The organism is Spirulina subsalsa CS-330 (assembly GCF_028330765.1).
Taxonomy (GTDB): Bacteria; Cyanobacteriota; Cyanobacteriia; order Cyanobacteriales; family Spirulinaceae; genus Spirulina; species Spirulina subsalsa_A.
Window position 1 is genome coordinate 1 of sequence record NZ_JAQMTY010000273.1, and the last position, 14,712, is coordinate 14,712.

13 protein-coding genes are annotated in these 14,712 nt (G+C 54.6%); 9 read left to right on the forward strand and 4 right to left on the reverse strand.

Translation table 11 applies throughout. The features are described from left to right. Positions 1-562 precede the first annotated feature (562 nt). The 6 genes from rpsB to PN477_RS18810 all read left to right on the forward strand — a co-directional run bounded on the left by rpsB (position 563) and on the right by PN477_RS18810 (position 8,547). Complete coding sequence (gene rpsB, locus PN477_RS18785; protein WP_334310555.1) at positions 563-1,396, forward strand: 30S ribosomal protein S2; 834 nt, start codon at positions 563-565, stop codon at positions 1,394-1,396. Positions 1,397-1,692: 296 nt separating this feature from the next. Next, positions 1,693-2,499 carry a translation elongation factor Ts gene (gene tsf / locus PN477_RS18790; protein WP_272120033.1) on the forward strand — a complete coding sequence of 269 codons (807 nt, stop codon included), beginning with the start codon at positions 1,693-1,695 and terminating at the stop codon, positions 2,497-2,499. 109 nt (positions 2,500-2,608) lie between these two features. Further along, complete coding sequence (locus PN477_RS18795) at positions 2,609-3,631, forward strand: hypothetical protein (protein WP_272120034.1); 1,023 nt, start codon at positions 2,609-2,611, stop codon at positions 3,629-3,631. A gap of 114 nt (positions 3,632-3,745) precedes the next feature. After that, the gene (locus PN477_RS18800; protein WP_272120035.1) at positions 3,746-4,147 is read left to right on the forward strand and encodes a hypothetical protein; all 402 of its coding nucleotides are present in this window, start codon (positions 3,746-3,748) and stop codon (positions 4,145-4,147) included. Between the two features lie 8 nt (positions 4,148-4,155). Then, positions 4,156-5,412, forward strand: a complete 1,257-nt coding sequence (locus PN477_RS18805; RefSeq protein ID WP_272120036.1) for a glutamate-5-semialdehyde dehydrogenase — start codon at positions 4,156-4,158, stop codon at positions 5,410-5,412. After that, complete coding sequence (locus tag PN477_RS18810) at positions 5,413-8,547, forward strand: alpha-mannosidase (RefSeq protein ID WP_272120037.1); 3,135 nt, start codon at positions 5,413-5,415, stop codon at positions 8,545-8,547. A gap of 53 nt (positions 8,548-8,600) precedes the next feature. Here PN477_RS18810 and psbN read toward each other — a convergent pair whose 3' ends face one another. Then, positions 8,601-8,732: a photosystem II protein N gene (gene psbN / locus PN477_RS18815; RefSeq protein ID WP_072621708.1), complete on the reverse strand. Its 132-nt coding sequence runs from the start codon at positions 8,730-8,732 to the stop codon at positions 8,601-8,603. 245 nt (positions 8,733-8,977) lie between these two features. Between psbN and psbH the strand changes: the two genes are divergently transcribed. After that, positions 8,978-9,181: a photosystem II reaction center phosphoprotein PsbH gene (gene psbH, locus PN477_RS18820; protein WP_072621709.1), complete on the forward strand. Its 204-nt coding sequence runs from the start codon at positions 8,978-8,980 to the stop codon at positions 9,179-9,181. Between the two features lie 93 nt (positions 9,182-9,274). Next, positions 9,275-9,598, forward strand: coding sequence for a TatA/E family twin arginine-targeting protein translocase (locus PN477_RS18825; protein ID WP_072621710.1), 324 nt, complete (start codon positions 9,275-9,277; stop codon positions 9,596-9,598). Between the two features lie 260 nt (positions 9,599-9,858). Here the strand turns inward: PN477_RS18825 and PN477_RS18830 are convergent, their stop codons facing one another. Together PN477_RS18830 and PN477_RS18835 are read right to left on the reverse strand one after the other, a co-directional pair. Further along, positions 9,859-11,112 (reverse strand): WD40 domain-containing protein, encoded by a 1,254-nt coding sequence (locus PN477_RS18830; RefSeq protein ID WP_272120038.1) that lies wholly within the window; start codon positions 11,110-11,112, stop codon positions 9,859-9,861. A gap of 74 nt (positions 11,113-11,186) precedes the next feature. Further along, complete coding sequence (locus PN477_RS18835; RefSeq protein ID WP_272120039.1) at positions 11,187-12,401, reverse strand: DUF790 family protein; 1,215 nt, start codon at positions 12,399-12,401, stop codon at positions 11,187-11,189. Between the two features lie 121 nt (positions 12,402-12,522). Here PN477_RS18835 and PN477_RS18840 point away from each other — a divergent pair, with 121 nt between their 5' ends. Then, a complete protein-coding gene (locus PN477_RS18840; protein WP_272120040.1) occupies positions 12,523-13,422 on the forward strand; it encodes an alpha/beta fold hydrolase in 900 nt (299 codons plus the stop codon). Positions 13,423-13,499: 77 nt separating this feature from the next. Here PN477_RS18840 and PN477_RS18845 read toward each other — a convergent pair whose 3' ends face one another. Then, the gene (locus PN477_RS18845) at positions 13,500-14,255 is read right to left on the reverse strand and encodes a sulfotransferase family 2 domain-containing protein (RefSeq protein ID WP_272147547.1); all 756 of its coding nucleotides are present in this window, start codon (positions 14,253-14,255) and stop codon (positions 13,500-13,502) included. Positions 14,256-14,712: the final 457 nt, after the last annotated feature.

Consider the following 14,712-nt stretch of genomic DNA (forward strand, 5'->3'; position numbering starts at 1 on the left):
CCGCTGGGCTAGCGGGGATAGTCTGTGGAGCGAACGTAAGACCATAAACTCCTTGCGGGTGGAGGCTGTTGCTATGAAGCAGAAACCTAAGATGTGAATCTTAGGAATCACTGTGGCTTTAGCCCGGTGAGGATGTCAACCCTGTTCCTAGCATCCCACATCCCACCCCGCCGCGCCGCGAAAACGCCCTCAAAATCTCCAATCACGTTCATCAGCCTCGTTAATCCCAGCCCCGCTTGCTGCACAGGGTTGCCGTCCGAATCTCTACCGCAGGAGTGAGCCAGAGGCTCACACTCCCATGGATAGAATTTTCTGTAGCTTCTAGCTCGCTGCGGCCCTAACGAAGGGGATCAAATATTCACACTCCCATGGCTGGAATCTTCTGTCGTGCGAGCTTCTAGCTCGCTGCGGCCCTAGGGTCTCCATCGCATCAACGTAGCCCCACCGTGCTACCCTAGTAAAGTTGTCAAAAATCGCACATCTGAGATTTCGGGTGTTTCGCCCTAGTGGTGAAATGCAAGCTCAGATGGAGGATAAACCCGAAACAGGAGTACAAAAAAACATGGCAGTCGTATCACTCGCGAGTCTCTTAGAGTCTGGCGTACATTTTGGGCATCAAACCCGCCGCTGGAACCCCAAAATGGACCCCTATATCTACACCGCCCGCAACGGGGTTCACATCATTGACTTGGTGCAAACGGCGCAACTCATGGGCGAAGCCTATGAATATATGCGCACCGCCGCCGAGAAAGGCAAAAAAGTCCTCTTTGTCGGCACCAAACGCCAAGCCGCTGGCATCATTGCCCAAGAATCCGCCCGCTGTGGTGCTTACTTCATTAACCAACGGTGGTTAGGGGGTATGCTCACCAACTGGGAAACGATCCGCACCCGGATCGATCGCCTCAAAGAACTCGAACATCTCGAAGAAAGCGGCAACCTCGACAAACGCCCGAAAAAAGAAGCCTCTGTGCTGCGGCGCGAGTTGATGAAGCTGCAAAAATACCTCGGCGGCATTAAAAATATGCGTCGTCCGCCTGACATTGTCGTCATCGTCGATCAGCGCCGTGAATACAATGCCATCCTCGAATGTCAAAAACTGAATATTCCCATCGTCTCGATGCTGGACACCAACTGCGATCCGGACTTGGTGGATATTCCGGTTCCGGCCAATGATGACGCGATCCGCTCGATCAAATTGATTGTTGGTCGTTTAGCGGATGCCATCTATGAAGGCCGCCACGGTCAACTGGATGTTGATGATGAGTACGAAGAGTTTGACGACGAACTCGCCGAGGGTGAGTTTGACGACGAGGAAAGCGAGACCTTTGAGGCGAGTGGCGAAGAGGCGATCGCAGTGACCACCGAACCCGCCGCCAGCAGCGACAGCGAAGAGTAACAGCAACTCTTCCCTTGTGTTCGCACCAACGCAATGGGGGATGCCTTGGCTCTTGGGTGATGCACGATGCACGGTTAATGACGGTGACAGGTGCTCCGATGAGGGCTGAGGCCATCCCTGACCCCACTGCCAATCCAGCCGTAGGGTGATAAAGCGTTGAACTAGGATGACCTTGATTCGGATCGGAATCGAGGCAAGAGCATCGGAAACGCTCCTTGGGCCTGTTTCGACAGGGCGGGAGTGGATGTCACAATAGTGAATGCATTCAGCAGGATATCCTTACCCTAAAAAACGTCATGGCAAAGAAAAACAAATCAGACAAGAAAGCTCCAAAAGCAGCAGCACCGGAAGCAAAAGCAGAACCCAAAGCAGCAGCACCCGCAGCAGCACCGGAACCCAAAGCAGCAGAACCCAAAGCAGCAGAACCCAAAGCAGAACCCAAAGCCGGAACAATATCGGCGGCGCTCGTGAAAGAACTCCGGGACAGAACCGGCGCGGGGATGATGGATTGTAAAAAAGCCCTCAAAGAATCCGGGGGCGATATGGAAAAAGCCAATGAATGGCTGCGGCAGAAAGGGATTGCCTCGGCGGAGAAAAAAGCGGGCCGCGTCGCAGCCGAAGGATTGGTGGGCAGCTATATCCATACGGGGGGCCGTGTGGGTGTGCTTGTGGAAGTGAATTGTGAGACGGACTTTGTGGCCCGCCGCGATGAGTTTCAAGAACTTGTCCGCAACGTGGCGATGCAGGTGGCGGCTTGCCCAAATGTGGAATATGTCAGGGTTGATGATATTCCGACACAGTTTGTCGAAAAAGAGAAGGCGATCGAAATGGGTCGTGATGATCTTGGCAATAAGCCCGACAATATTAAGGAAAAAATCATTGAAGGACGCATTTCTAAGCGTCTGAAGGAAGTTTCCTTGTTGGATCAACCCTATGTGAAGGATCAAGGCATCACTGTGGATGAAATGGTGAAGCAGGTCAGTGGTCAGATTGGTGAAAAAATTGAGATCCGCCGCTTTAGCCGTTTTGTCTTGGGTGAAGGGATTGAGAAGCAGGAGACTGATTTTGCGGCGGAAGTGGCTGCCCAAACGGGACAAGCGTAAGGATTCGTCAGGATTCACCGCTGGATTTTGATGGGATGACAGTTAGGTTATGGGTTGTTGTGACTCATAACCTAATTGTTGATCGGTAGTGAAGTATGGGAGTGTTTTCATGAGTAAATCCCTCCAGAAAATTGAACGGGAGCTTGAGGCGATCGCAACTCAGTTTGCGGAGTTTGAAGGGCGATTTCGGGAGCAATATGGTCAATATTTGGTGAGTTTGGGCGCGTCTATTCAGCGTCAACTGATTTTAGTCACCTATCAGATTTGTACGAGCACTTATCCAACGGAGTTTTTGGCGTTGTCTGTGGGCGATCGCGAACGACTCCAACAGGCGATTCAAGCCCTAGGCCGGGAGGCTGCGACTCAGTTACCGGGCTTACTCGATCGCCCCTTGCGCTCCCCTCAACCCTCGTCCCCCTCCGGCGGCCCTATTTTTAATAAGTTGCCCATCAGCCCCGAACAACTCCAACTGCTCAAAGAAAAGTTACTGGAGCAGCGGGAGCAGTTTGCACAAAGGGCGAATGATGAGGACGGGGACACGTCGATTGAGTTTATTACGATCGAGGCGGATTTGGATCTGTTGGCGGCGGATGACGACGAGGACGAGGACGATGATGATGATGATGATGAGGCCGTAGATGGGGAGGATGAAACGACGGAGGAGGAGACCGATGCGGGGCTTCCCCCCACTAATCCGGTGGAGTTTGCCCAGTGGCTGAAGCAGTTGGATGGCGCGATCGCTACTCACCTGAAAACCCTTTCGACCAAAGCCAATCGCCTCCTCCAAGGGCAAGGGATTATGTCTCACAAATTGCCCCCGAAGGTGATTGAAGCAGCGATGCAGTCCGAGGAAGGGAGTGTGGGTCAAATGCCCAACTTGCTGAATGTGTTGGTGGAAACGGAACAGGGTAAAGGCGATCGCGCCGCTGGGATGGTGCAGGTGACGGCGGTGCGGCTGCGGTTGGCAGAAATTGAATTTGCAGAACCTCAGGTGGCGGCCTATCAGAGTAAGTTGCGGGAGTTGCGGGCCCAGGCCCATCGTCTGGCCAAGCAATACCACACCCTGAAGCGAGAAGAATCTGTCGCCACGGCTGAGGCGGCCTGGCGAGCCAGTTGGTATGAGCCATCTTAGGGTCGCCACGATCCGATCGCGGGTCTGGGGGTGCGATCGCACAGATACAGACAGCAACGGCAAAAGTTCAATATCATATCAAAATGATCTCTGTCGTCGTTCTTGCTGTGCTGAGTGTCCCCTCCATCCCGCCCCATTGATCTGACCTGTGATTATCCCTGTCCCTGTCGGCGAGGCCGGTTGCAGCGCATTACGCTCACCGATGCCTTTGGGTGCGATCGCTGTCAACACCTCTTTGAAGTGACCGAGCAAGGGATGTATCTTGAGCAGATTGTCACCACCCGCCCCCAGCGACCCCGTTGGCGTTGGACGGGCAAAACCTGGAAGTCAGTGCCCCGCCGCGATCCTCTGCATAAATTCACCACATTAGAGTTATTTGGTCTATTGTTAGGGACGATTGTTTGTGTTTTGATCCTGAATCAAGCGATCGCAAACAACCTTGTTTATGGTCTGTGCCTCTTAATTCTCTTAATCGTCATACCTGGGTTGATGTTCTGGTTATCCTACCGCCAATAATATAGACAATGTCTTCTAAACTTCCCCTCGCCACCGCCATTGCCCAACGGGTTGATGAGGCCTCCCTCCAGTTAGCTGTTAAGACAGGGCTAGAGCGTAGTCGTGGGATTCAAGCCATGGCCGAGGGCCTAGACGCAGCCCAGGCAGAAATTTTAGAAGCGAACACCTTAGACCTGGAAATTAGCCGCGAAATGGCGGTGTCTGACGTGTTGCAAGACTGGCTCAAACTCACCCCAGAACGGCTGCAACAAGCGATCCAACTGCTCTATCGACTGGGGGAAAGTGCTGATCCGCTGCTGCGGGTGATGGGCGCACCCTATCCGATCGCCTCATCACAAACCTATTGCCAACTGGTTCCCCTTGGGGTGATTACGCTGGTGTATGAAGCCTTTCCGGAATTGGCGGCGATCGCGGCGGGGCTGTGTCTGCGCACGGGAAATGCGTTGATTTTGCGGGGAACGAGCGAGGCGAGCCATACCAACGCCGTGATTGCCCAGGTGTTACAGCGGGCGATCGCCACGGCCCAACTGCCCCCCGGCACGATTGAATGGATTTCGAGCGAAGAAGGCATTTCCATGGCAGAGTTGATCACCCAAGATCCCTATGTCAACTTAATTATTCCCTACGGTCGTGCTAGTTTTGTCCAACACATTAGCCAACATTCCACCGTCCCCGTCCTCCGCACCGCGATGGGCAATTGTTACCTGTATTGCTCGCCATCCGGGGATTTAGACCTGGCGCGATCGATGATTCTCGATAGCCATGCCAGCGAACCCGATCCGGTAAATGCGATCGAAAAAGTGCTCCTCAATCAATCGCAATCACGCTCCTCTTTAATGCGGTTTTTTGTCACTCTCCAAGAGCAAGGATTTAGCCTACGGGCAGAGCCGGAACTCGTTGAGCAGTTTTCTGAGTTATTAACACCCATGCAGCCCCAAGAGTGGAAACTAGCCTATTTGAAAAAAATCATCAGTTTTAAGCTCGTGGAGGATCTAGATGCGGCGATCGCTTGGATGAACCAACACAGCAGCAACCACGCCGATTGTCTCGTCACGGAATCCTACACCGAAAGTCGCCATTTTGCCCAAAACGTCAATAGTGCTCTGGTGTATATCAACGCATCGCCGCGCTTTTCCCGCAACCCGAAACAGAGCGATTCGATTTTTCTGGGCATTTCCAACCAAAAAGGCCGACGACGGGGCCTGATTGGGGTTGAAAGTTTGATGACCCTTAAGCAAGTTGTCCAAGGCCGCGGAGAGCTTTAGGTGGAACAGACTCAATCCTTAGCCCCGGATCACGCCCGTACCGTGATTGATGAGACGATCCAAATGCTCCGCGATCGCGCCCACCTCGATGTGCAATCCCGCTGGCTCTGGCACGATGTTGATGTTGCCACAGTGCCCTCGTCCTTCAACCCAGCCACCTGGAACCCCGCTGCCCTCAATGCCAAGGGCTATATTGTCTGGGAAAAAGGGCGACGAGTGCGCTGGCTGTGGCAATCTTTCACGATTCCTGAAACCCTGACGGGCTACCCCGTCGCTGGGATGGCGCTGCGGCTCTGTTTGACCTGGTGGGCTGAGGATGCGCAAATTTTCTGTAATGGCGAACCGGTACAGGCGGGGGACTTGTTCGACTCCTCGGCGCGGGTGTTGCTCACGGCAGACGCTCAACCGGGAGAGGCGATCGCCGTCGCGATCCGTCTCGTTAGCCCCAACCATGACATCGGTGCGTTGATGCGATCGCACCTCCGCTACGAAGCCCCCCACCTCAGCCCCGATCACCCCCATCTCGCCCAAGCCCTCGATCCCGGCTTCGTCGCCGATGAACTCGCCGTCCTCAGCCACTACCTCCGCAGCTTCGATCCGGAGCAATTACCCCACCTCGAACAGGCCTTAACCCCAATCCAATGGCCCCAAGATCCTAATCCGGCGCAATGGCACGCGCAACTTCAGCACCTCCACCAGGCCCTGATTCCCTTCGCCGCCGACCTCAAAACCCGCACCTTCCACATCCTCGGCCATGCTCACCTGGATATGGCGTGGCTCTGGGAATTGGCAGAAACCTACGATGTGGCCGAGCGCACCTTTCAATCCGTCCTCAACCTCCAACAGGATTTCCCAGAACTCACCTTTTGCCACACCAGCCCCGCCCTCTACCAGTGGATGGAAACCCACCGGCCGCAACTATTCGCCGCGATTCAGGTAGCCGTCAAGGCGGGAGGATGGGAACCCGTGGGAGGGATGTGGATTGAGCCGGATGTGTTGTTACCCAGTGGCGAAAGTATTGCCCGGCAACTGCTCTACGGCCAACGCTACACCGCTGCCAAGTTCGGCAAAATTACCCCTGTCGCGTGGTTAACCGATAGTTTCGGCTTCTGTTGGCAACTGCCGCAACTCCTCAAGCAAGGCGGCATTGACTATTTTGTCACCCAAAAACTGCACTGGAACGATCGCACCAAATTTCCCCATGGGTTTTTCTGGTGGGAAGCACCGGACGGGACGCGCCTCCTGACCTTGATGTCACCGCCGAATGTGACGGGGGTGATGGATACCGACCCGATCACAATGACCAATTACAGCGTGCAATGGGAGCAACAAACGGGATTGCGGGATGTGTTTTGGTTGCCAGGAGTGGGGGATCATGGCGGTGGGCCGAGTCGGGATATGTTGACGGTGAGCCGTCGCTGGCAACAGTCCCCCTGTTTTCCCAACGTGACATTTACAACGGCGGCGCAATATTTAGGGCAACTATCGCAACAAGAGGCGTTACCGGTGTGGGCGGATGAACTGTATTTAGAACTGCATCGCGGTTGCTATACGGTACATGCGGATCAGAAGTGGTTTAATCGGCGCTGTGAGGCGGCACTGTTTGAGGCGGAATTGTGGAGCGCGATCGCCTCTCGTCTCGATTCCTTTACCTACCCCCACGCCGACCTAGAGCAAGGGTGGAAGCAGGTCTTATTCAATCAATTTCACGATATCTTACCCGGAACCTCGATCCGTCCCGTGTTTGAACAGGCGAATCCCCAGTGGGAAGCGGCCTTGGCCACAGCCCAAGGGATTCAGCAACAGGCCCTAGCCGCGATCGCTTCTCACATCCCTCTCCCCCCCTGCCCCATTGCCAACGCCCAACCGCTGCTCATTTTTAACCCCCTCAACTGGCAACGGGACGCGGTGATTGAACTGCCGAGGGTGGGGCAACTTTATGACGCAACGGGGCAAATATTACCCACTCAGGTCAGCGCGGCAGGGGGCGCGATCGCGTTGATTCCGGCGCTGCCCTCCGTCGGCTATACCCTCGTTTGGCTCGGCTCAGACCCCTTGCCTCCCAACGCGCCCTGCCCAGCAGAACCCCGGCTAGAAAACGAACACCTAGCCGTGATCATCGATCCGCACACCGGCAACATTCAGCAACTTTGGGACAAACAAGCCCAGCGCGAAGTCTTGCGCGGGCCCGGCAATCTCCTCCAAACCTTCCAAGATCAGGGGCAATATTGGGATGCGTGGAACATCGACCCCGCCTATGAGCAACATCCCTTGCCAGGGCCGCAACTAGAGCGATGGGAGTGGTTAGAATGGGGCGAAGTGCGATCGCGCCTCCGGGTCACGTTCCGCTTCAACGAATCCACGATCACCCAGGACTACATCCTCAACTCCCACAGTCCCCGCCTCGATATCCGCAGCCGGGTAGATTGGCGCGAAACTCACGTTCTCCTTAAAACCGCCTTTCCCCTCACCCTCATCGCCGATACCGTCGAAACGGAAATGCCCTGCGGCACGATCTCCCGTCCCACCCGACCCCAAACCCCCGCCGAACAAGCTAAATGGGAAATTCCCGCCCTGCGGTGGGCGGACTTGAGTGATGGCAGCTATGGGGTGGCGGTGTTGAATGATTGTAAGTATGGCTATGATGTGAAGCCGGATCAATTGCGCTTAAGTCTGTTGCGGAGTCCGGTCTGGCCCGATCCGGATTGCGATCGCCACCTTCACCACTTCACCTACAGCCTCTATCCCCACAGCGGCAACTGGCGCACCGCCCGCACCGTCCACCACGGCTACGAACTCAACCAGCCCCCCGCTGTCATCCCCCATCCGGGCCTGTCCGGGGGTTCCCTGCCAGCCCAGGGCAGTTTCCTCACCCTGTCCGACGATAACCTTGTGTTGATGGCGGTGAAACAAAGCGAAGACGAGCCGCATCGCTATCTGGTGCGCCTCTATGAAGCGGCGGGCCAAGCGGCGGCGTTTGCGCCCCAGGGGTTACTGTCTTGGCCCGTGGGCGATCGCGTCAATCTCTTAGAACAACCCCAAGCCAACCCAGACCCCACCCTCACCCCCTGGCAAATTGCCAGTTTTCAGATCGAGCCGGATGAGATCGCTGATGTGCCGCGATCGCCCACGTAAAAAAGGGATTGAAAACGGCTCAACCCCTAGAATCTGGTCAATTTCGAGACGGATTAATCTTCGTGGTCTTCAAAGGGATCATTCAGTTCGGCCGAGGGCGAGCCAAAGGAAATATAGATTGAATAGGCGGTTGCGGCGATGACAAGCGCACCGATGCCAACAATAAAAACTGTTTCAGATTCCATCGTTAAAGATTAAAATTATGATACCGATAGCTCTATAATACTACGAGTGATTGGATTCCAGGTTCTGTCCTTCGTGGGCAGGCTGTGATCATCTGCCTTTGCAGTCATGGCATCAACGGTAGACACCGGCTAGACGAGTCGCGTTTAATGTGCGATCGCTGCCCAACGTCCGCCCCGTTCCGCTGTTCTCAGTAACAGCGAAGATGCCCCACAACCCTTAATAAACGCTCACTTGAGATTCATCTATGTCACAACGCACATGGTTGGGCGACCGGCTTAAGCCCCTCAATTCCGAATATGGTAAAGTGTCTCCTGGTTGGGGAACAACTCCGGTTATGGGAGTCTTCATGGTTCTCTTTCTGGTCTTTTTGCTGATTATTCTGCAAATTTACAACGCAGACTTGTTACTGAACGGGTTTGATGTTGATTGGACGAACCTCACGGACTAGTTCAATTCAGGTTATTCAATGGCTTGGTCTTGGCTTTTGTTCACCCTCCCGGTTTATCCGGGTTTTTTTGTTTGTACAGTTCACTCCTAGGCTATGAATATTTTTGGAATTGGCTTGCCGGAAATGGCGCTCATTTTTGTGGTTGCACTCTTGATTTTTGGGCCGAAGAAACTCCCAGAGATTGGCCGAAGCTTGGGAAAAACAATCCGGAGCTTCCAAGATGCCACCAATGAGTTTCAGAATGAATTTAAGCGGGAAGCCGAAAAGATCGAAGAGTCGGTCAAAATGAACGCTCAACTTGAATCGAAAACATCCGCCAGCGCGACCCCGGTTGAAACCAGCGACGAGGAGAGGGAAACGGTTCACGCGGAGGAACCCTCAACCCAGGAAACCGAGGCAAACCCTTCGTCTTCCTAGTGCAGCGTTATTGAACAGCTAGGGAGCGAGACGCTCCCACTCCAGTCATGTCTAAGGGTTTAAGGAGTGCGGGCATCTTGCCCGCTGCTAGTTATACCCATCTTGCCCGCCAGTAGTATCACGACACAGGTTGATCGGTGGGTTACGGCGGATTGCTGACTTGAAGTAATAGCGAGAGTTTAAGCCGCCTAACCCACCCTACGGTTAAGCATTATTTTAGCTGTGTCGTGGCAGTAGGGGGGATTTTTGGGGGGCGACCATTATGGGACAGCCCAGAGGCGAATGTGCTGATCCCCGTGACAACTGAGGAGGGCGTGACCTTGGGCGGCGAAAATGAGTTGGGTGATGGGGCTGTCTTGGGTGTGGAGGGTGTGGAGGCAGTCGCCTTGATAGATGTCCCAAAAGCGAATCGTGCCGGTACGATCGCTACTCGCCAAGATCCGCCCTGAGGGTGAAAAGACCAGTTGATCCGCCCGGCCAATACTGAGCGATCGCAACCGTCCCAGCGGGGCGTTTTGCCGCAGATTCCAGAGGGTGATTTCGTTGGCCCAGTGGGCAGTGGCTAGGATGTGGCGGTCGGGGCTGAGGGCGAGGGTGGTGGCATGGCAGGGAAGAACGGCGGGACGGCGGCGGTGCTGGGGATACCAGAGTTGGACGGTATGGTTGCGGTGGCTGCTGACAATCAGGCGGGCATCGCTGCTGACGGTGAGGGCGATCGCCCCCTGACGGCGGGAGCTTGGCCCCTGTGGGTTGGTGGTCTGCTGGACAGTGCCGCTGCGGAGATCCCAACGCTGTAATTGCCCCGTCACCGTCCCCGTCACCAGATAGGGCGCAGCCGGGGCGAGGGCCAGACACCGGATGCGATGATGGTGGTGGGAATAGAGTTGTTGGGTGAGTTCGCCCCCTTGCCACACTTCTAAGCGGTTGTGCTCGCCATCAATCAGACGCACCAAGAGTTGACCCTGATTCCCCAATGCGTAGCGTTCCGGATGGTGATCGAGGCGGGGAATTTTGAGCAAAATCCGTCGGGTGGCTAATTCCTGGACAATGACATGGTGGCCGCGTTGATAGGCGATCGCTTGCCCGGTCGGACTCAAACTCGGCGCAGCCCCGACGGGAATTCGACAGAGACAATCAAATAAGGCGTAGGGCAAAAACGTCCCTAGGAGCCGTTGAATCTTAGGATTGGGCTGATCGCGCAGGAGTCGATAGGCCGTGCGTTGCACCACAGAAGACTCGTCCAATAACGCCCGAATCACCAACGCGACCCCCGGATCTTGGGGGGTGAGGGGGCGATCGCCGCCGTAGTACATCGCGGCGGTGACGGCTTGGCGGCGCTGGTGCGGGTCGGGGTCATGGAGGCGATGTTCTAGGGCCGGAATTCCCCCCAAGACCAAACCGTGATCGGGGGCGGCGATCGTCTGACCCAGCACCGCATCAGTCGGTTGGGGAACAGCGATCGCCCCCTGTTCCGCGATCAACGGCTGCCCTTGATTCTGTTGCCTAAATGCCACTCCTTACCCTCGCTGCAATGAACTGCGAATGAACTGCGATCGCGCTCCTCAACCCCTTTTGTACTCCCCGCAACTCAATCCAACACCTCAAGCACCCCCTTCGGATTCAGCTTGTCCTTAAACCACACCACCCGCGCCGGAACCGTCGCCGGATCAACCCCCGCCTTCCCCAAATTCAGCCGCTCCGAAATCGCCAAAATCAAATTATCCACACCCGACTGCCGCACCTGACTAAACTTTTTGCGTAAATACTCCGGTCGCCAATACCCCACAATCTCCAAAATATAATCCCGCCCATCCGGATGCACGAGCCGAAAATCCGGAATCATCACACTCCCCGGAATCGGAATTAAATTCACCTCCCGCTCCAATTGCCAGTCTGTTTTCGTCTTTTGCCACCGCTTCACAAAGGATTCTTCCAGCAAACTATCGTAGGGCTTGCCCGGTGCATAATGGGTGACTAAATCGCAGCGATCATCGAGGGTGAATCGACCCGTTTTAATGGTTTTTGTATAACTATCTTTATGGTGGAGGGTGGCGCTGAGACTCCACTTTTTGACATGGAGTAATGCGGGCAACATTTTCGCAAAGGCTAACCCGTAGCGCGTACTGGTTTTAAATAAGCTCGTCGGCCCATCTAAACTAATCGTAAACCCATGATCCACATCGCCTTCAATGTAGGTCATTAATTGAAAGAGTTTGAGATAGCGAAAGAGTAATTTATATTCCCCCGGTACATTGCGATGGGCGTTAATAATCACCTCACTGACTTTATAAAAAATCCCCTGCACTTGTGAGAGATTGTAACGATGGATCAGAGCTTCGGGAGTGGGGGGATCAAAGCTGGTGAGAATGCGATTTTCGGGTAAATCGGCATAGAGGCCGTGGTCGAGATCGAGGGGAGTGACGGGGTGCTTGAGTTCTTGGCTGAGGTGGTGGGCGAGGGTTTCGAGGGTTTGGGTGCGTTGGTTGGGTAAGGGGGGCTGGGCGGCGGCGAGGGTAAAGGTGCGATCGCGCAATGCCTGCGGCTCCAACGGACTAACAATCTCAAACGTACTAAAACTATTGCGTAAAATATGGGCAAACCCCCGCCGGACTCGATAATCCGTACTCTCTCCTTCTAACTCTTGTAATTCTGCATCGAGTTCCCCTTGGGTTTTGCCCACGCAACATTCAAAGCATTCCAGTTGTTCTGTGGCTAGATCAAGAATCGCCGCACTTAACGGCAAGCGTTTCGGAATCACCGTTTCCCCATTAGATCGATAACTGAGTAAATCACTCGGTAGCATGACAGTTAATCCCCCAGAACAGATGCGATCGCTCACCCCCATCGGGTCAGCAAAAATTAATCTTAGATCGTGATCCCCCAGTTGTCAGACCCCGACCGATCACGCTCAAGACCCAACACCCATGCAATCCCGCCCCATGACCCAAGCCTCAACATTTCTCCTCTTTGCCCAACATGGCTGGGCCGATACTCACCACGCCATCCAAGGCCTCGCCCAATCCCTCGCCCCCCACGCCACGATCATCGCGCCCGACCTCGGCTGGTGGAAAACCTGGTGGCGGATTGACCCCTTAATCGCCACCGTCGAACAAGTCGCGCTCCAAACCCTACGCACCCACCCCGATCACCCGTGGCGGATTGTGGGGCATTCCATGGGGGGCTTGATTTGGTTGGAACTGCTTCAGCGTCATCCGGATTGGTGGAGTCGGGTGGAGGCGTTGGTGTTGGTGGCTTCGCCGGTGGGGGGGGCGGATTTGGGGCGGATAGTCGATCCTTTCGGGTGGGGGCTTGGGATTGCGGCGGATTTGGGGGCAAATCGTCGCGCGATCGCCGCCCAAATTGCGGCCCAGATTCCCACCTTGAGCATCGCGGGGGATGTGGATGGGGGCAGCGATCGCACGGTGTTGGTGCAATCAACCCAATTCGACCACGCGACGCAGCGGACGTTACCCCACGCCCACGCCGCCCTAAAAAATCACCCGGACTTAATCCCGCTCATTCACCAATTTTGGGCGCACCCAACGATCGCCCCCCTGCCTCCACCCAGCGACCACCACAGCGCGATCGCCCACCTGCGCACCGTCCCCGGCATCACCGACGCTCACCCCCGCGATGCCACCCGCGCCCCAATCCAGCACCGATTCCCCAACGGCTCCACCCTGCGACTCTGGAAAAATCCCTTCGGGGTGCTCCATGTCTTTGTGCTGGATGGGGACGGAATTTGTCAATATGGCGGATTTGTGGGAAGGCGCGATCGCGCTGCCTTGATGGCGGCGGTGGATCACCTCACAACTACTCGTTAACGGGGTACATCTCAATTGTGCCGGCAACAAAGCGATCGCCCGGCTGGAGAAAGAGATTTAGGGTGAGGGTGAAATAACTAAAACTGATAGTCAAATCGTTCTAAATCTGCTTGATAAATTTTGCCAATGATCGCCTTTGTGCGTGCAGAATAATAACTGCGATAATCCTGATTTGCCCCAGCCTTGCGTAAGTGCGGCACAGCGATCGGCTCAATCTGGAGGGCATTGGTGATCTGCTGAATATCCTCGGTGAGGGTTTCAACGCGCCCAAGATAATCCATCTCTTCGAGTCGATATTTGGGGTTATGAAACGAACTACAGTGATGAATGGCATTCCCAATGGTGTGAATAAACTGCTCCATAGGAATGTCTTCTGTCACGGTATGGTGATGCACATCAGACCATTGTAAAAACTCCACAAAATCATCAAAAGTAGGAAAGAGTGATTTCCAAATTTCAGTTTTAATAAACATGCGATAGGCTGACACAATCCGAGCGTAGGGATTCCGAACGAATGTGAATTTATAGGCCTGCTGTTGAATATCCTGGGGGATAGCCTCCCATCCCGTGCGGGCCGGAAAGTTGCCTGGCCGAGCCGCACAGGAAATCACTTCGGGAATGGTTTCAAAGATATGAATGAGAGATGTTCCCGCACATTTATGAATATGCATAAAAATCCCTCGAATACGGGATCGATTTTGAGCAATCACTTCACTGCCAAGGGGAGGTAATTCTGGCTCTGGTGAGAATGATTTGACGACGGCGCTGAGATTCCGAGAGAGGAGAGGGGGGGTAATCTCTTTGAGGATGGCTTTATAGTGCTGGAGTGACATGATGAATAATAGATCTCGTGTTCAATGCTAGATACAGAATTAAGCCGTTAATCGGAGCTGGGTCAGGAACGTGGACTTCCTTGCCCGAAAACATTTACGCATTTTAACGTAAATGCTTTGTGATATTTCTGACCGCCACCACTGAGCACAGGGAGGTAGTGGGTCTCCTTCTCAGGGCAGCGAGTGATCAGGGCAGCGAGCTAGAAGCTCGCACTACAGAGAATTACCACAATGGTAGTGTGAGCCTCTGGCTCACTCACGCCAAATGTCAGATTCATGCCAGATTAGCAATTTAGGTTATGTCTAGTAGCTGTTTTGAGTGCATCCCAGTTATGCAATCCCTCACCCAACCCTCTCCCTCAGGAGAGGGCTTTTGGCTCCTTTCTCCTGCGGGAGAAGGGCTGGGGATGAGGGTGCTCCCTGGCGAGCCATGGGAATCTGCAAAAGTGGGATGCAC

Coding starts and splice junctions, on each gene's coding strand:
- rpsB (WP_334310555.1), top strand. CDS start 563: ATGGCAGTCGTATCACTCGCGAGTCTCTTAGAGTCTGGCGTACATTTT.
- tsf (WP_272120033.1), top strand. CDS start 1,693: ATGGCAAAGAAAAACAAATCAGACAAGAAAGCTCCAAAAGCAGCAGCA.
- PN477_RS18795 (WP_272120034.1), top strand. CDS start 2,609: ATGAGTAAATCCCTCCAGAAAATTGAACGGGAGCTTGAGGCGATCGCA.
- PN477_RS18805 (WP_272120036.1), top strand. CDS start 4,156: ATGTCTTCTAAACTTCCCCTCGCCACCGCCATTGCCCAACGGGTTGAT.
- psbN (WP_072621708.1), bottom strand. CDS start 8,732: ATGGAATCTGAAACAGTTTTTATTGTTGGCATCGGTGCGCTTGTCATC.
- psbH (WP_072621709.1), top strand. CDS start 8,978: ATGTCACAACGCACATGGTTGGGCGACCGGCTTAAGCCCCTCAATTCC.
- PN477_RS18825 (WP_072621710.1), top strand. CDS start 9,275: ATGAATATTTTTGGAATTGGCTTGCCGGAAATGGCGCTCATTTTTGTG.
- PN477_RS18835 (WP_272120039.1), bottom strand. CDS start 12,401: ATGCTACCGAGTGATTTACTCAGTTATCGATCTAATGGGGAAACGGTG.
- PN477_RS18840 (WP_272120040.1), top strand. CDS start 12,523: ATGCAATCCCGCCCCATGACCCAAGCCTCAACATTTCTCCTCTTTGCC.
- PN477_RS18845 (WP_272147547.1), bottom strand. CDS start 14,255: ATGTCACTCCAGCACTATAAAGCCATCCTCAAAGAGATTACCCCCCCT.